Below are 17,957 nucleotides of genomic sequence, written 5' to 3'. Positions count from 1 at the left end.
ACTTTTCTCGGAGAATAGACGCATGGGACTGCGACGCGTCATGCAACTCGTGGCTGTGAGTGCCTTGTTGGCAAATACCAGCCTGACCGCCGCCGATCCGGTAGCGGGCTCAAATCGACTGGCGACTTACGCCACGCCTGCCGGCGACAATTATTTTGCCTTATCGGTTCAGCCATCGGCGGATCCTGCATTGCTGCAGGCGGCTCGATCGCGTCCGGCGAGGGTCGTCGTGGTGGTCGACACGTCGGCCAGCCAGGTTGGCACCTATCGTGGGGCGGCTTCGCTGGCGGTGCAGTCATTGCTAGAGCAATTGCGTCCGACGGATGAGGTCAAAATCTATGCGGTCGACGTCAATGCGGCTCCGCTAAGCGATTCGTTTGCATCGGGAACCGCGGAAACAACCCGCGAAGCGGTCAGCAAACTACAGCGTCGTCTGCCACTGGGCAACACGAACCTGTCGACCGCGTTGCATTCGGCTCGAGCCGAATTGGTGGGCCAGCCCGGAACGCACAGTATCGTCTACATCGGCGACGGTTCGTCGCTGGGCGAAATTCGCGACCAGCAATCCTTCGTGACACTGATCGACGCGCTCCGAGCCGACAAAATCAGTATCCACAGTTTGGCGGTTGGCCCGACAACGAATGTTGAACTGTTGGCAACCCTTGCCAATCAGACCGGTGGAGTGACGCTTGCTCCGACCGAAGAAAATTTAAATCTTGCGGGTACCTTCGGGCGTCAGCTTGCCGACGCTTCGGTGACCGCTCCCATGTGGATCGACGACCTGAAACTGCCCACTGGAATGAAAACCGTTCAAGCCGGTCGCTTGCCACCTGTCCGGATCGATCGTGATACGGTCTTGATCGGACAGATGGAGCCCAAGGTCGAAGGGAACATCGTTGTTGACGGCCACGTTGGTGGAGTCCCATTCGAAGTCGCAATGGACGCCACTGCGGAACCGGCAAATCCTGACTTTGCATTCCTTCCCGGTTTGGTTGGTAACTCGGCCAACAACCAAGGCCTGCTGTTGCCGACGCCCGGATCGTGGGCGCTGCAGTCGATCGCCAAAGCGATGAACTTTCGGGCGGACCAGATGGTTCAAGCCGGAACTTTGGCTTTGAAGCAAGGGAACGCTCGCGGGGCATCCGTCGTCGCCGATTTGGCTTTGGCAAGCGATCCTAACAATGCAAACGCACAGATGATCTCTCGTTTGGCTTCCGATCAAGGACGTCTGACTTCGATGCTTCAGGAGAGTGCGAATTCTCCGAAGTTGCAAGGTGATGAAGTCCAGGAACAGCCCAGCGGGTTGTTGGAAGAAACCGATGCACAACGTCAAAAGAATTCAGGACGTTTGCGTGCCGAAGTACTGGGCGGTTTGTCGGCGGCTCGCCGGCAGATGGAACGGGATCCTTCGCAGGTGACCGAAAGCCTAAAAGTTCTGCGAGCGATCGTTGAAAGTGAACCAAATATCGATCCAGACGTTCGTGAGGAACTTCTCGGTGACGTGAATTCCGCACTGCAAACCGCGTCGGCTCGGACAAAGGCATTCATGGCCGATCAGGAAACGCTCCAGCAGCAGGTGGCTGCTGCCGAAGCGGTTGAACGGATGTTGGCCGATACCTTCCGTGATGAAGCTCGGATTTCTCAGTTGTCGCAGCAGATGAACGCTGTGATGCGGGAAGGTCGTTACGACGAAGCGGCCAATTCGCTCGCTCCAGATCTTGCCGATCTGGCGGGAACCGGTCGAGTCATTTCTCAGCACGCGATGGAGAATTCGCATATCGTTTCGACGGTTGAACGTCACCGCCGTTATCAGGACCTTCGCGAACGCGGTTTCGTTGACGCGTTGAGCCTTGTCGAGAAAGCGTTTATTCCTTTCGTCGATGAACCCCCCATCGTTTACCCAGAAGCGGAAACTTGGCAGCGACTCAGTCGCCGCCGTCTGGAACGTTACGGATCGTTGGATCTGTCGGGTGACAACCCAATCGAACGCCGTATCTATTCCGCTTTGGATGATGAAGCAACCTCCGGTCCTTTCTTGGAAGAGCCTCTAACGCAGGTCGCTCGGACTCTGTCCGAAGCTCACGACATTCCGATTCGAATCGATAGTCGTGCTTTGGAAGAAGACGGTTTGAGTGGCGACATGCCTGTCACGATCGATATCAAAGGAACGACGCTTCGCTCGTTCATGCGATTGATGTTGGAAGATCTTGATCTGACTTACATGATCGATGACGAAGTTTTGAAAATTACGACCATTACCACTGCTGAGGCCAATTTGGTCACCAAAGTTTATCCGGTCGGCGACCTTGTGGTTCCTGTGATCAGCATGGGCGGCATGGGTGGCATGGGCGGCGGCATGGGCGGCATGGGCGGCGGCATGGGTGGCATGGGCGGCGGCATGGGCGGTATGGGCGGCGGCATGGGTGGCATGGGCGGCGGCATGGGTGGTATGGGCGGCGGCATGGGTGGCGGTATGTTCGTCATTCCTGACGACATCTCTCTGTCCGGCAAAGCCACTTCCAAAAGCGTCGATGATTCGGATGTCCTGATTGGTCCTGGGCCGATCAAATTGACTCCGAACGATTCCCAGACGACTGCCGAAGCTTGGCAAGAGTATTTTCAGGGGCTTTCCTTTGAAACGGCCGCTGAAGAAACGCTTCATGATCAACGGATCCGTAGTACGATCCGGACGATGAATAACAAAGCCTCGAAGGCTGCGTCGGAGGATGACGAAGAGACTGCAAAGATCCATTTCGCTGAAATGCGGGATCTGATCTCCGCCGCGATCGCAAGCGGCAATGTGCAGGCTTGGATGTACGAAGCCTACGCATTGGCACTGATGGGAACCGACGGCGATCAGACCGAAATCGAGCGAGCCTTACTTTCGGCGGTCGATTTTGCGGATACCCCCGAAGACGTTATGAATGTAGCGACCCACCTGGAAGCCGTTGGTTCCAAAAAGGCGGCTCTTCGCTTGTGTCAGGACGTGTCGCGTCTGCATCCCTATCGCCAAGACTGTTATATCAGCGGCTTGCGAATCGCTCGTGATTTGGATGATATCGATGGTTTGACTTGGGCTTGTGCTGGCGTGCTCAGCCAAGCGTGGCCAAAAGAAAAAGAATCTTTCGAACGAGAAGTTCGTCTGATCGCCCGAGCGACCTACCAGACGTTACAGGAACGTGGTGAATACGACGCGGCGGCTGAGTTTGCTAAGAAGCTTGAAGTTGCCACCGCACACGATGTCATCATTCGGGTTACTTGGACCGGCGATGCCGATGTCGATTTGGCCGTTCAAGAACCTGCCGGTACCGTTTGCTCGTTGCAGAACCCGCAGACCGCCGCTGGTGGAGTCCTGTTAGGGGATACACTGCCTGGAACGACGGACGACGGAAATGTGACCGAAACCTATGTCTGTTCAAAAGGCTTCAGCGGGATTTATCAACTGTCGGTGCGACGCGTGTGGGGAGATGTTTCCACAGGCAACGCGACGGTTTCGATCCTGACCGATGTTGGGCGTCCAACCCAGCGATTGATTCAGCAACAGATCGATCTGAAAGAGAAAAACGCTCTGCTTACTTTTGAAGTTAAAGACGGACGCCGTGAAGAACGAATCGCTGAAGCTCAGCTAGCCGATATCGGTGCCGCTAAAGACAAGATGGGTGGCGCTATGTTGGCACAGCTGGCAGGCGGTTCTAGCCTTTCGTCTGCTGGAGACATGATCCGAGACATCCGCCGCTTTGGTGGGAATGTCGGAGGTCGTCAGCCATTCGGACGTGGTGGTGCTGTCGGTTTTGAACCTGAAATCGAAGTTTTGCCTGAAGGAGCGAGCATGACAGCGATCGCGATTATTTCCGCAGATCGACGTTATGTTCGTATCACCCCGACTCCAACCTTCTCGCAGATCGGAAACGTTAGCACGTTTAACTTTGTTTCTGGTGACTCGGAAAACCTACCTGACACCGGTGGTGGTGGTGGATTCGGTGGTTCGGGCGTCGGTCAGGGGCAAGGAAACGTTGGCTTCTAGTAACCGCCACCGATTCCTTTGAAGTTTTATTGCTCGCCAAGCGTCAGCTTGGCGAAGGCTAATCGAAACGAACGTGCGGCACCTGAAGAGAATTCGATGGTTGCCGTTCGTTTGGGGCCCCGCCCGGAAACGGCGGTAACCTTCCCCGCACCGTATTCTTCGTGATGGACAATCATTCCATTGCGAAAATCGTTTAACGGTATCTTGTCGTCGTTGCTCTGTTCATTCAGCAGGTTTGCGGCCGTCTTTAATCCTGCGGGAATCAACGCAGGTTTCTTTGCCGCTTTTTTCGCTGGCAGTTCGTCAGGCGGTAATTGGCAGACCTCGTCGATTTCATTGGTCGTGGCAGAATCGTTGGACTGGTCCCAGATTTCTGGGGCGTCCCCGTCGACGGAAAAGCTCTCGTCGCCAAATTCGTCGCCTGAATCAAAGAACTGATTGGAGTCTTCTGGTTCGATGAAACGCATCTCTTCACGGGGCAATTCCATCAGGAAGGGGCTGCCGACAACCGGGCGTAGGTCTCCGCGAAGAGCCCGCCGTTTGCAGCAGCTCAGCTGAAGCCGCTCCTCGGCGCGGGTGATCCCGACGAACAGCAGTCGACGTTCCTCTTCGACCTGCATCGGATCCTCCTTGCTGCGGTAATGGGGCAGCAGGTCATCTTCGACGCCGATGATGAAGACTCGTGGGAATTCCAGACCCTTTGCCGCGTGCATGGTCATCAGGGTTACGCGGTCGTTTTCTTCATCGAATGCGTCGGTGTCCGACACCAGGGCAACCTGTTCCAGGAAAGCTTCTAGCGAACCGTCCTCAGGGAATTGACGATCGAATTCGACGGCGGCCGTTAGCAGTTCGTCGACATTGGCCAGCGGGCTGTTGTCTTGTTCGTCGACCGATGATTTTCGCAGGAAGGCACGATAGTCGGTCTGTTCCAGCAGATGCAGCAACAGTTCTTCCAGTGACCCCGTCGCTTTCAAGCTAAGGCGGTCAAACATTTCGACAAACTGCCGGATTTTCGTCGCCGAGCGAGTCGGCAGTGCTTCAATTTGATCGCTGTTTCGAGCGGCATCCAGCAAGGTCAATCCATTGCCGTCTGCAAAGTCGCGCAGGCGTTCGATCGACTTGGCGCCGATCCCACGCGTTGGCACGTTGATGACTCGCTGCAAAGCGACATCGTGGGCTGGATTGTTGACCAAATGAAAGTAAGCCAGCAGGTCTTTGATCTCTTTCCGCTGGTAGAATTCGACGCCATTGACGATTTGGTAGGGTAGCCCTCGCGAGCGAAACGCATGTTCGACCGAGCGGGTTAGTGCATTCATCCGGCAGAAGACGGCAAAGTCTTGTGGGCGACAGCCTTCGTTTTGAATGGCGGCGGTGATTTGGTCGGCAATGTCATCCGCTTCCCGGTAGCCGTCTTCGTACATCCGCAGGACCACCGGGGCCCCTTCTTCCCGGTCGGTTAGCAGTTGCTTGTCCTTCCGCCGGGTATTGTGCTTGATTAATTGGTCGGCAATCCGAAGGATGTTCGGCGCGCTTCGGTAGTTCTTTTCTAAACGAACCGTTTTGACGTGTGGGTAGTCTTTTTCAAAATCAAGAATGTTGTTGATGTCCGCCCCACGCCATCCGTAGATCGATTGGTCGGGGTCTCCGGTGACAGCCAGGTTCGGGTAGTCGACCGATAGGGAGCGAACGATTGCGTACTGGGCCAGGTTGGTGTCTTGGTACTCGTCGACCATGATGTATCGATAGCGAGAATCCAGTTCGCTGCGAAGTTCCGGGTTCTCTCGCAAAAGGTTTGCCACATGGAATAGCAGGTCATCAAAATCGACCGCATTGGAGAGCAGCAGCTGTTTTTGGTAGACCGGATAGACTCGAGCCGCCACCGCTTCGTTATGCCGCAAGGATTGACCCTGCATCATTTCGGGGCTGACCAACCGATTTTTCGCTCGGCTGATGACCGCCGCAATTTGATCTGCGGAAGTGTGGGATGTGGACACTTCCGCTGCGGCGATGGCACGCTTCATCGCCTGTTTGCTGTCGCTGGTATCGTAGATCGAGTAATTCTCGGCCAATCCGACCATCGATGCGTAACGGCGAAGCAGGCGGGCACAGAATCGATGGAACGTTCCCATCCAGACGTCTTGCCCCGGAGCGATGGTCGCCAGTCGATTTCCCATTTCCTGAGCCGCTTTGTTGGTAAACGTCAACGCGGCGATTTGATGGGCGGGAACGCCAATTTGCAGAAGATTGGCGATGCGGTGGGTGACCACACGGGTCTTACCACTTCCCGGCCCTGCCAGGATCAGCATCGGACCATCTTGGTGCGCTACCGCTTCCTGTTGGGCCGCGGTTAGTTGTTGGCTATTGGTTTCCACCACTTTTCCTCTTGCTACATCCATTCTTGGCGCCAGCGCACCGCAGGCAGGCTTTGAGTGGTTCATTCTACGCGCTGATCACCCAAGGGCTAGCAGCCAAGGTCCATTACATGTGGGGCGAATTGCCGGCGGCAGGGTGTCAGCGGGCTTGAAATCCGGCGAATCGCCGAACGGTTCGCGGGCTGTTGATTTAAGCGAAAGGCGACAATCACTAAATCAACAAGCCGCTCGCGCCGTTCCGCTAAGGGGTGCCCGCACTGTTTGAGCTGGGAGCAATTAGATTGTCGTCCAGCTACTTTGTCCGTGCGAAGAAGGTTAGGATGGGGAACGCTTTCCTCTCCCGTTTGTTTCCTACCGAACCTGAGTCACGTTTTCGATGGCAGTACGGACCCCCAAAAATGTGTTTGGCGACCCTCTGATTACTTGCAGCACCAGCCCGGTGACCGGTTATTATCGCGACGGATGTTGCCAGACGGGAGCCGGCGACGTTGGTTTGCACGTTGTCTGCTCGGTCATGACCGACGATTTTTTGCGGTTTAGCAAATTCCGCGGAAACGATCTCTCGACCCCGATTCCGGAATTCGAATTTCCGGGCCTTAAGTCGGGCGATCGTTGGTGCCTGTGTGCTGCTCGCTGGAAAGAAGCTTTTGATGAGGGGATGGCCCCGCAGGTAGTCTTGGCGGCGACGCATATTTCGGCATTGGAGTTTGCTTCGCTGGAAGAACTCCAATCGCTTGCGGTGGATTAATAGGCTTCGGGTTGTCGCCACGCGACCCACAGGGTTTTGAAGAGAATTTTGATGTCCAGCCAGAGCGACCAGCGACGAATGTATTGATGATCGAAATCGATTCGTTGCTGCATTTTATCGATCGTGTCGGTTTCGCCGCGGCTGCCCGACACTTGGGCCAACCCCGTAATCCCCGGTTTCACTTTGTGGCGAAGCATGTAGCCATGAATTAGACCGCGGTATTCTTCGTTATGGGCCGTGGCATGAGGCCGAGGGCCAACAAGGGACATCGATCCTTCGATGACGTTGAATAACTGAGGAAGCTCATCCAGGCTGGTTTTGCGAATGAATGCACCAACCCGGGTGATACGTGGATCCGACTTCGTTGCCTGCTGGACGACGGGCCCATCATCGCAGGCCTTCATCGATCGAAACTTCCAGACTTTGATTTCTCGTCCGTCCAGCCCATACCGGCGTTGGCGGAAAAAGACCGGGCCGGGTGAAGTCCATTTGACGGCGATGGCAATCAGGGTCATTGGGATAGCCGCGGCAACCAATGCACAAAGCGACAAGGCGACATCGGCGATCCGTTTGACCATCCCGTCGACACCATACAGTGGGTTTTCGAAAACGCTGACCGCTGGCAGGCCGCCAACCTGAGTCCAACGGGCGTGGAGCAGTTCGAAGACGAAAAAGTCAGGGACGATATAGACCGACACGGTGGAGTTGCTTAACTGGTCGAGGATGTATCGTATTCGGTCTTCGGCTCGCATTGGCAGGGTGATCAAAATGCTTTCAATTTCACCATCCCTAGCCTTCTTCACCAAACTGCGGAGGTCGCCAGCGAGCGCCACATCGTCGGGAACCGATTCCGGTAAGCGTTCTCGTTCACGGTCGTCATAAAATCCGACCATCCGAAGTCCAAGTCCCGGATCATCGGCGATCGCTTGAGCGGTGGAGATTCCCAGAGGATTCAGGCCGGCGATCGCAACGGTTCGCGATCCATAGCCTCGTTCCAGAAAACTGCGTTGCAGGATTCGGAACGCCATGCGGACCAGAGCGATCATGCAAGGAGCCGCCACGATCCATGCTGCCAGCGTGGCTCGTGAAAAAAAGGTGTTGTAGCGAGTTGCGATCCCCAGCATTGCCAAGCCCAGTACCGTCACGATCCAGGTGCCGACAACGGCGAGGATTTCTCGGTCGGACGATTCGCCGCTGAAGTGATTGCGAAGACCGGTCCACTGGGATGTTAATAAAAATAACACCACCGCCACCAATCCCATCGCTAGATCAAGATCATCGACCGCGTACCCGGATAGCCATTTGACAATCCCCAGTGATGCCATGATGCCACATGCATCCAGCAACGGCTGCATGACTTCCCAGATGGAACGGTGGCTACGGATTGTCGTATTTGGGGACATACATAGGGTTCCTGTGCAGCGTTACGATCGTGATTCCTGTTAGGGTTGGGAACCACCGTACTGCCTGCGGAATGATAGTGAATGTCCTACTCTAGGTTGCGTTTTCGCTCCGCCAGTCCAATCCGAGGTCCAGCCAAACCGCTTGGTGCGTTAAAGCGCCGCTACTGATCCGATCCACACCGGTTAAAGCAATTTCGCGAAGTGTTTCGATTGTAACACCGCCGCTCGCTTCCAATTCCACCTCGGGGGCTTCGGCATTGCGAAGTCGAACCGCAGCGGTCAGTTGCTGCAATGAAAAATTATCCAGAAGCACGATATCCGGGCCTGCTGGTAGCACGTTTGCGAACTGGTCCATCGAATCGACTTCGATTTCAACGATCTCCGGAGCTCCCGTCATGTCGGCTCGTCCGCCTGCCCATCGCCGTGCCGTTTCGACGGCTTCGCGTGTGGAAAGGGACTCCCCCGGCGTGTTGCTTGCCAAGGCAAGATGGTTGTCCTTGATCAGGAATCCGTCAAAAAGCCCCGTTCGATGGTTGTGCCCTCCCCCGCAGCCGACGGCGTATTTTTCCAACCGACGCCAGCCCGGTGTGGTTTTTCGCGTGTCGTATAAGCGTGCAGAACATCCCTCCAGGCGGTCGACGTACCGCCGGGTCAACGTCGCGATTCCGCACAGCTTGCTTAATACGTTAAGGATCAATCGTTCGCAGGTCAGCAGGTCCCGAGCGTTGCCCGTCAGATTCAGGATCGATTCGCCAGCGGTCATTTTCGTTCCGTCTTGCCCGATGACTTCCGCTGTCAGATCGGCTTCCATTTCATCGATGATCCAAGGGACGGTCACCAGGCCGGCACAGATTCCTGTCTCGCGTGGGACGACAGCACACGACCCCCTGCGTTCGGCGGGGACGATGGAAACGGTCGTCCAGTCCACCGATCGTTCCAGGTCCTCGCGGACGGCCAATCGCACCAGTTGCCGGCAATCATCTTGCATGGCTTCGTCGGGTAGGACCTTGGCATAGTCGCGTCGCATCTGGAATTCTCGTTCAAGGTTGGGAGGCAAGTGTTTCGTATTTCAGAATGCCGGGATTATCTGGCCGGCACGATCCGTCCGGGCAAACAGGACCTGCAGCCTGTCGACGTGAAATCGTGCGGTCGCGGAAACGTTCTGGCTGGTGGTGTCGCTGAAGGCAAGGGAATCTCTGCAAGTGATTCTCTATCGTAGTAAAATTCTAGCGGTTAAGAACCTGAGCGTTTTTATGGCCCGTGTTTTATGTCAAGCGAAACGACAGCGGCAGGACTGAATCGATCAGCTTCGGCCAATGGAACCGCGAAAATCGATCGGCCCGCCACACAGTATTGTGCACTGGCAGGGTGCTTGTTGCTGTGCATCTTCATCGGATGCCTGGCGGGAAGGTTCGAATGGCAGCAGCACCGTAGTGCGGACGCCCCGCGCGAAGCAGCACTGCCGCTGTTGCAGTTGGATTTAAACCTCGCGACCGAAGCGGAACTGGCGTTGCTGCCTGGGATTGGACCGGTGTCGGCTGCCCGGATTCTGGCCGACCGAAAACGCAATGGCCCCTTCCTGTCGGTAGAGGATTTTGTCCGCGTTCCGGGGATTGGTCCCAAGACACTGGACAAATGCCGTCCCTTTCTACTGGTGAAATAGCTGAAGGGAGCTGGCTGTCTATTGCACTAGGCGGAGGGCCTTCGCTTGATCGATCAGGTTCTCTTTGTGGCGGCTGGAACGGATGGCTAGTCTTCTTAGCTCCGCTTCAAGTCGCTGTTGAGGGATGGTGCAATCTTCCCCTGCTGGAATCTCTGACAGCGAATCACGCGAGATTTCCGTCGAGAGTTCCGAGGAAACATTTAGAGAGCTGCGCACGAAGAGGTCCCGGAGGCTAGCTCGAGCCGTATTGCCTGCCAGCTGTAACTGCAGACCGTTTGATAGACGAATCCGGGCTGAGGGAAGTTCACGCTGGATGCGATCTTGAAGGTTCGCAAGCCGCGTTTTCGCTTGCGAGGATGTTGCGTCCAACAGCAGGATCCACTCTCGCTGGGCCGCGCGGTAGCCAAGTTCAAAGTTCTGCATGTCGGCTTGCAACAGCAGATCTAGGCGTTCGGCGACCTCCGATGCCACGGCGCCGCCAAGCCGAACACAGACCGCTGCCGCTTGCCCTGGATTTCGTGGCGGAGGTCCGTCGTGCTGAAGCGCGACGTGGTTTTCTGGCTGCGCTGTTTGGCTGAGGTGTGATGGAGATTTTCGTTGCCAGGGACGTGGTAATTCAGGTGGGTCGATACGGAGCCCGGTGGAGACGGAAGCGGCATGGATAAACCTTGCACGCCAGCGAAGCCAAGCGTCGGCGACCGAGGCAGGGCCTGCCGCAGGGATCTGGAATCCGACACAGGTCCCCTTCCCTACGCGCGAAGTCATTTCCAGAGGGCTGAAATGCAATGCCGCCAACTGACGGCTGATCACCAATCCCAGTCCGGTTCCCGCTGTCCCCGATTCGCCACGTTCCGCAAAACGTTCAAGGTTTTCCGGAGCGATTCCTGGTCCCTGGTCGATTACCTGCAATTGCAGGACCCCTTGGTCGGAAAGAAACTTATTGCGGATCAAAATCTGTCCGCCGGCAGGTAAGACGCGGACCGCATTTCCAACTAAATTTAGCAGCAACCGTCCAATCTTCCCTGGATCGGCAAAGACTTTTGGGATCCCGTCGGGTCGGTCCCACGTAAGTGTCAGTTGCCGCTGGGCGATTACATGTGAAACTGTTCGTTGAACCTGAGATTGGATTTCCGCCAGGTTCAACCAGCGGCGGTGCATTTTGGGCATCCCCGATTGGACTTGTTCGATAGCCAGCATGTCGCCGACCAACTGATCCATTTCCTGGCATTGTTCGATGATGCCCTGCAGGCACGATAGCTGCTGATCGGTGGTCGGGCCGAGGTAGCCGTCACTTAGCAGACTGGCCGATTCCCGGACGGCGAACAAGGGAGACCGCAGGTCGTGGGCCGCTTCCCCTAGCAGTCGACTTGCTATTTGCAACGCGGCGTTTCGATCCCGGGACGGAATGGGAGAAGACGCCAAAGTCGAGCGACTCGGGGCGGGGACCGAATTTTGCGATGAAGGACGAATCGAGCTGGATTGCTTGGGCAGGGTCGGCATGTGGAATTCCTCTGTCGTAGTGAGCTAGCGACGAGCTGAATCGGGGGGATTGGCTCCTTCGTTTGATCGGCGATTCGGAACGGCTGAAACAAATCGTTCAGCGGAGCATTCCCTAAATCATCGTTCTCGCTGACTCCTTCGCCATCGTCTGACGATCTTGACGGTTGTAGCGGTGAAGAATTTTCACGGTCCTAGCGAATAGAGGGAAGAATTGGTTCGGACCGCAATCAAAGGTGGCGGCAACTATATTGCAACTTAGGACTCCCCTGCTCTCTTTGTCGACGAACGGTTGGGGCCGCCGTCCCTCTTGATGCCTACTCGATTATTCTGAATATGTCACGAAATCCGGCACTGATAATCCTCGTGGCCCTCGCCGTCCTGGCGCCTTGGGCGAATGGAGGTGCGGATCCGTTGGTGCAGGTCATTCTGTTCGCTTGGGCGGGACTTGGGTTGGCGTGGGCCGCAGCGGCATGCTGGAAATCAGGCGGCCGATTTCCTTTGCCTTGGGTTGCTGTTCCCCTGTTGCTGGGAGGGGGGGTGCTGGTTGCCCAATTGCTGCCGGTCTGGTCCGTCGCCGGTGACGTCCATCCCGCTGCCGTTTCGCAGCGGATTTGTCTTGCCGAGCCCCAGTCGCAAACAGGGACCGGTGAAGCAAATTTAGACGACGCTGTTCTTAGCGGGGAATCTGCTCAAGCAAGTTCTCAGTATTTTCCTTTGACTTTGGATAAGCATGCAACCAAGCAGACGTTGGCGCTGTGGTTTATGGCATTTGCGGTCTTTTGGGCCGCGTTCCTGCTGGTCGACCAAATTCGTTTACTGCAGTGGAGCTGCTGGGCGATTTCGCTTGGCGGCGCCGTGATGACGCTGTTCGCGACGCTTGCCAAGGCAACCTGGAACGGTCAGTTGTACTGGAGCATTCCTGTGGGCCATCCTCAGGGGGTCTTTGGACCGATGGTTTACCACAATCAGGCGGGAGCCATCCTCTTGATCAGTTTTGGAGCGGCGGTCTACTGCATGCTCACCGCCGAATCTTTTTCGGAGGGTGAATCCAGTACACGGCGGCCGAATAAACGTTCCTCCGTGGCGAAGTCGTCGATACGTTTAAGCCGCGAATCGGGCTGGCAGAGTTGGTTGCGTCCTCTGCCTTTGTTGGCGATCGGATGTGTGGTGCTGAACGGTGCCGGTCTGCTGTTAACGCTTTCCCGGGGAGCATTGGTGTCGGCCGTGATCGCTGCGATTATCGCAATGCTGGTTGTAAGACCCAAGGGGGACTGGAAGGCGGGGGGCAGCGTGCTGGTTGGGGCGTTGGTCGGAATGGGATTGGTCGTCCTTTTCTTTCGTATGGGCGATGCGATCAGTCGGCGTTATGCGACCTTATTTCAGAGCGAGCAGTTGCTTGATAACTCTCGCTTGGCTCATTGGCAGGATGGCTGGCAGGCAGGACTTGATTTTGGTGGCTGGGGAGCCGGTGCCGGAGTCTATCAGCATGTCCATCGGCTTTACCAGGAAACGGCGATTGAGCGAGCCTTCTTGAGGGCTCATAACCAATACCTGGAAACCTGGGTCGATATGGGGATTCCGGGGCTGGTGCTATTACTGCTGACCATCGGTTTCACGGGAAGAGCGATATGGAAGTTAGCGAGACGGCGACGAAAAAGCCTTCGCTACGTCGCCATGCTTGGCGTGTTCGTGTTTGCCGCGACCGTGATTCACGCTTCCCTTGACTATGTGCTGTATCTGCCTGCGACGGCAATCCTGTTCGCTTTTCTGATGGGCGCCGTTTGTCGTTTGTCGCGTGACGCGGAGCCAATGCATGAAGCCGTGGTTCAGACGGTGGGGACGCCTGGTTTGAGAGGTTCGTCAAACGACACGTTTGCGATTCGAACGCTCCAGCGCGGTTGGATGTTGTTTGCGTTGCTGGGATGTGGCTGGGCAACCTATGAAGGGCGTCAGTGGTATCTGGCCGATCAGGCGGTTCAACGCGTTCCATGGGGAACCTTGCAGGCCGGATTCGAATCCGACGCCCTGGATTTGGCGATGCGTCCACTGGAAAAACAGGTTTCCCAAACCGATGACTATCGAGTCCCGCTCGCTTTGGGGGAACTTCAAATCACTCGGTTCCGGCAGCAAGCGCTTCAGCAGTTGGCCGCCGAGAACGATTGGTCGCAAGAGGAGGCGATGGCTTATTGGGAGTGGACCGATCCAATTGTTTTGCTGCAACGTGCGACGACGTTGGTTCAGGATGGAAAGCAGGATGTTCTGGCTCAAGAGATTCAGCAACAGCCGCTTGTGGTGGAACACCTTGTGTCCGCTCGCCACCATTTTCTAGCTGCACGATCCCTTTCGTCGTTGGTGCCGCAGGCCCATCTTCGCATTGGCGAACTTGCCTTTTTAGGAGATGACGAAAAGGAAGCGGAGTCGGCCTTTCGGAAGGTGGCCGAACTAGCGCCCGGTTCGGCGGACATGCAGTACGAGGTCGGCCGGAGGATGTTGGCGATCGGTCTGCAGGAAGAAGGGCTGGCGGCTTGGCGGCAAAGCTTGGATCTGGATACAAAACATTGGGATGAAATCTATGCGGTGGTTGGCGAGCAGATGTCGCCGCAGGATATCAACGGGATGGTGCTTCCCGATGATGCGGAACTGCTAACGATGGTGGCCGCTCGTCAGTACACGGAACCGGAACAAGCGGAGGCTCGTGAAATGTTGCTGACGCGAGTCGATGAAATACTGTCGCGCCCCGCGGATAGTGTTCAGCACGCAGCCTTCCAGAAAAAGCTTGCCGGTGAAGTGCAGCTGTTGCGGCAGGATGCGGCGGGCGCGGTCGAACGTTTTCAAGAAGCGCTTCGGTTTCAGCCCGAAAACCATCAATTGCGAGCTCGACTTGCCGCCCTTCTGTTGAAAATTGGACGACGCGAGGAGGCCCTCCGCGAAGCCCTGTATGCGGCAAGGCTTCAGCCTCGCAATCACCAATACCGCTCTCTCCTTCAGTCGATACATAACGCGACAGAAAGTCCCGAGGAGTGAATCCGCTTCCGGGCGAGGAGTGTTGGGGAAGACGGGATTCAAAGGTCCCGTTGATGCTGCGGCCGAGAGGTAACACGGTTTCCATTGTGTTCTGTTCTAGCGGTTCAGGATGCACGCGTTGAGGGCCCACACGGTTCCGGGAAACGTTAACCTATTGGTGGACGATCTTCTCTTTTGATTCCGCACTGGCTGACCGGCATGGAAACCTCTTGCACCGATTCGACGAACGCATCCGTAGTGCCACGAATGCGGGTCCAGCAAGTCAGTAAGCGATTTCCCGGTGTCCAAGCCTTGCAGTCGGTATCGCTGGATGTGATGCCGGCAGAGGTTCTGGCAGTGATCGGGGAAAATGGAGCTGGTAAGAGCACGCTGATGAAAATCATGGCGGGAATTCAGCCTCCCGACGATGGTACGTTGCGGATGGATGGAAAGGCTGTTTCCTTTAGCTCGCCGGCCGATGCGATTGAGCATGGGGTTGCGTTGATCCACCAGGAATTGAACCTGGCCGAGAATTTAAGTGTTGCGGAAAATGTCTTTCTGGGGCGTGAGCCACATTTTTGGGGCTGGTTGAAGCGACGCGAAATGCAGGACGAAGCGGCGGTTTTTTTGGAACAGGTCGGCTTGGATATAGATCCCGCCACCCCGCTGCATCAATTGCCGCTTGCGGGACAGCAGTTGGTTGAAATCGCCAAGGCTTTGTCGGCCCGGGCACGTCTTGTGATTATGGACGAACCGACCAGCAGTCTTTCACTGCGCGAAACTGAAAAACTGTTTCAAGTCGTTCAGCATCTTCGTCACAGCGGCGTCAGTATCGTCTACATCTCGCACCGCTTGGCAGAGGTCCAGCAGTTGGCCGACCGTGTGGAAGTTCTTCGTGATGGTAAAAATGTGGGCCGTTTGGTTGGGGATCAGATCACTCACGATGCGATGGTAACCCGCATGGTCGGTCGGGATCTAAGCCAGTTTTTTCCGCACACATCGCATCCTGCGGGAGAGGTGCGGTTGAGGGTCGCTGACCTGACAATGGTGGATTCTCCGTCGCATGCCATTGGTTTAGAAGTTCGCGGGGGAGAAGTTGTTGCGTTGGCCGGTTTGGTCGGTGCGGGACGAACCGAACTGGTCGAAACGATTTTCGGCGTTCGCCCTGCCCTCGCCGGACGTGTCGAAGTCGATCAACAACCGCTGCGGAGCGGTGATGTTCGCTATAACATTCAGCGCGGGATCGCACTGGTCACCGAGGATCGCAAGTCGACCGGATTGTTGCTTGAATCTTCTGTCTGTGAGAATACAACGTTGGCCGCGCTCGCGTCGGCTCCGGCAGCCCCCGGGATTTCGGTTTCCTGGGAACGGCAGGTGACGGCTCAGGCGATTGAACGGTTGGGGATTCGCACGGCGTCCCAGCAAACAAAAGTGGTGACGTTGTCCGGTGGGAATCAACAGAAAATAGCGTTGGGGAAATGGTTGCTACGCAAACCGGCTGTGTTGCTTCTTGATGAGCCGACACGTGGCGTCGATATCGGCGCGAAACATGAGATCTATGAATTGATCGAAGGGTTGGCGGCCGAAGGGGTGGCGATCTTGTTTGTATCAAGTGAAATGGAAGAGGTGCTGGGGATGGCCGATCGCGTTTATGTCATGCACGAAAGACGAATCGCCGGGCACCTAAAGAGGTCTGAATTGAGTGAAGATGCGATGATGAGGTTGGCCGTCGGTGAAGTGGCAGCAACGTCCTAAGATTTGCAGACGCAAAAAATCCCAACCCGCCCGCGTAAGCGAGGGATCACTACCGTGAACATTGACCAAAACTGAACTCATTGAACACCGCACTGAATAAAGCATTGCATGCGTACTAAAAATCTTGGCATCTTTCTGTTGTTGATGGCGATTGTTGTTCTAACGACGTGCCTGAATGGAGTTTTCGCCGACCCTTCCAATATTCGCGCTCTGATTCGAGATACCAGTCTGTATGGATTGATCTCGATCGGGGTAGCGTTTGTGATCATCACTGGCGGGATCGATTTGTCGATCGGTTCACTGATTGCGCTTTCCGGAGTGGTTTTTATTACCGTTGCGGATATCCAAAAATATGAAGTCGACCATCAAGATCCGATTGTGCAAGTCGCGGTACTTGAAACGCTGACACGTGACCAAGTGCCGGATTCGATCGATCCCAACCTGCAGCAGGCGGGGAAGAAAGATTTGGCGGTGCAGCTGAAGGGGCGGTTGCCCGACGTGCAACCCGGAGACCAGTTTCGCAGTGCTGGGAAGGTGTGGGGAGTCGTTGGCGTCCAGACCATCGCGCGGGAAAAATGGTTGCTGTTAAAAGCGAATAACGATAAGCCACAGGTTGGCGAGTTAGGCGAACTGTACCGCGTTGGCAAGCCGCTGCGGCATGTGATCACGGCCCATCGAAGCCCTTGGCTGTGCACGGCTGTCGTGCTGGGGTTTTGTGCATTGATCGGTTTGTTGCACGGTTTGCTAGTCGCCTGGGGACGGTTGCAACCGTTTGTTGTGACGCTTTGTGGGTTGCTGATCTATCGTGGAATGGCAAGGATCCTATCGGATGACACGGCCAAAGGATTTGGCGATGCGATGATCGGATTTAGGCAGTTGGTGGGGGGGGCGGCGTTCGAGTTTCCGCTTCCTTTTGCTGGCAGAATTTCCGGAGTGAGCGAAAACTGGCTGACTTGGATCGAGTTTCCGTTGACCGGAGTCTTGTTGGCGGGGGTGACTTTGGCTGCTTGGGTGTTTTTGTACAAAACGGTTTATGGGCGGCATCTGCTGGCGTTGGGGCAAAGTGAACAAGCTGCGCTTTATAGTGGGATTGCTACGCGGCGGCTGACGGTGTTGGCCTATGTCGTTTGTTCGACACTTGCAGGCTTAGCGGGGGTCCTGTTTTTGGTCGATTGGACCACAATGGCCCCTAGTACGGCAGGAAATTTCTACGAATTGTATGCGATTGCTGCGGCCGTTTTAGGAGGCTGCTCGCTGCGTGGTGGACAAGGGGCACTGCTGGGAGTGATCGCCGGGGCCGCCGTCATGCGTTGCTTGTATAAATCGATCGATTTACTAGGAATTGGCAAAGAATGGGAGTTTGTGGTGATCGGAGGAGCCCTTTTTGCAGGCGTTGTTTTTGACGAGGTCATGCGGCGGATAACGCTTCGAAAACAGTTGGCTGCCAAAGCAAATGCGGTCGATTCTGCGGCTACTTCCTAGCCCGATA

General features: G+C 55.9%; 11 protein-coding genes. 7 read left to right on the top strand and 4 right to left on the bottom strand.

Translation table 11 applies throughout. From position 1 onward, the window contains the following. The first annotated feature begins 22 nt into the window (after positions 1 to 22). Positions 23 to 4,024: a VWA domain-containing protein gene (locus FF011L_RS18875; RefSeq protein ID WP_218932735.1), complete on the top strand. Its 4,002-nt coding sequence runs from the start codon at positions 23 to 25 to the stop codon at positions 4,022 to 4,024. Between the two features lie 26 nt (positions 4,025 to 4,050). On the opposite strand, the gene FF011L_RS18870 is transcribed toward FF011L_RS18875, so the two are convergent. Beyond that, positions 4,051 to 6,396, bottom strand: coding sequence for an ATP-dependent helicase (locus FF011L_RS18870; RefSeq protein ID WP_145353274.1), 2,346 nt, complete (start codon positions 6,394 to 6,396; stop codon positions 4,051 to 4,053). A gap of 376 nt (positions 6,397 to 6,772) precedes the next feature. Here FF011L_RS18870 and FF011L_RS18865 point away from each other — a divergent pair, with 376 nt between their 5' ends. Beyond that, a complete protein-coding gene (locus FF011L_RS18865; RefSeq protein ID WP_145353272.1) occupies positions 6,773 to 7,144 on the top strand; it encodes a DUF2237 family protein in 372 nt (123 codons plus the stop codon). Here FF011L_RS18865 and FF011L_RS18860 read toward each other — a convergent pair. Both FF011L_RS18860 and nadC read right to left on the bottom strand, forming a co-directional pair. Further along, positions 7,141 to 8,547, bottom strand: coding sequence for an undecaprenyl-phosphate glucose phosphotransferase (locus FF011L_RS18860; protein WP_246109507.1), 1,407 nt, complete (start codon positions 8,545 to 8,547; stop codon positions 7,141 to 7,143). The two genes, FF011L_RS18865 and FF011L_RS18860, sit on opposite strands and share 4 nt — an antisense overlap. Positions 8,548 to 8,638: 91 nt before the next feature. Continuing rightward, positions 8,639 to 9,574, bottom strand: coding sequence for a carboxylating nicotinate-nucleotide diphosphorylase (gene nadC, locus FF011L_RS18855; protein WP_145353270.1), 936 nt, complete (start codon positions 9,572 to 9,574; stop codon positions 8,639 to 8,641). A gap of 30 nt (positions 9,575 to 9,604) precedes the next feature. Between nadC and FF011L_RS26485 the strand changes: the two genes are divergently transcribed. Beyond that, positions 9,605 to 9,766, top strand: coding sequence for a hypothetical protein (locus FF011L_RS26485; protein WP_218932733.1), 162 nt, complete (start codon positions 9,605 to 9,607; stop codon positions 9,764 to 9,766). Positions 9,767 to 9,814: 48 nt separating this feature from the next. Then, on the top strand, positions 9,815 to 10,210 hold the full coding sequence (locus FF011L_RS18850) for a ComEA family DNA-binding protein (protein ID WP_145353268.1): 396 nt from the start codon (positions 9,815 to 9,817) through the stop codon (positions 10,208 to 10,210). Positions 10,211 to 10,228: 18 nt separating this feature from the next. On the opposite strand, the gene FF011L_RS18845 is transcribed toward FF011L_RS18850, so the two are convergent. Continuing rightward, positions 10,229 to 11,710, bottom strand: coding sequence for a sensor histidine kinase (locus tag FF011L_RS18845; RefSeq protein WP_145353266.1), 1,482 nt, complete (start codon positions 11,708 to 11,710; stop codon positions 10,229 to 10,231). Positions 11,711 to 12,043: 333 nt separating this feature from the next. Between FF011L_RS18845 and FF011L_RS18840 the strand changes: the two genes are divergently transcribed. From FF011L_RS18840 to FF011L_RS18830, 3 genes are all read left to right on the top strand, one after another. After that, positions 12,044 to 14,734 (top strand): O-antigen ligase family protein, encoded by a 2,691-nt coding sequence (locus FF011L_RS18840; RefSeq protein ID WP_145353264.1) that lies wholly within the window; start codon positions 12,044 to 12,046, stop codon positions 14,732 to 14,734. Between the two features lie 198 nt (positions 14,735 to 14,932). After that, complete coding sequence (locus tag FF011L_RS18835) at positions 14,933 to 16,468, top strand: sugar ABC transporter ATP-binding protein (protein ID WP_145353262.1); 1,536 nt, start codon at positions 14,933 to 14,935, stop codon at positions 16,466 to 16,468. 108 nt (positions 16,469 to 16,576) lie between these two features. Then, positions 16,577 to 17,950 (top strand): ABC transporter permease, encoded by a 1,374-nt coding sequence (locus tag FF011L_RS18830; RefSeq protein ID WP_145353260.1) that lies wholly within the window; start codon positions 16,577 to 16,579, stop codon positions 17,948 to 17,950. Positions 17,951 to 17,957 lie beyond the last annotated feature (7 nt).

It is taken from the genome of Roseimaritima multifibrata (assembly GCF_007741495.1).
Taxonomy (GTDB): Bacteria; Planctomycetota; Planctomycetia; order Pirellulales; family Pirellulaceae; genus Roseimaritima; species Roseimaritima multifibrata.
Note: the sequence above shows the minus strand (reverse complement) of the source record. Positions and strands in the feature narration are given on the sequence as shown.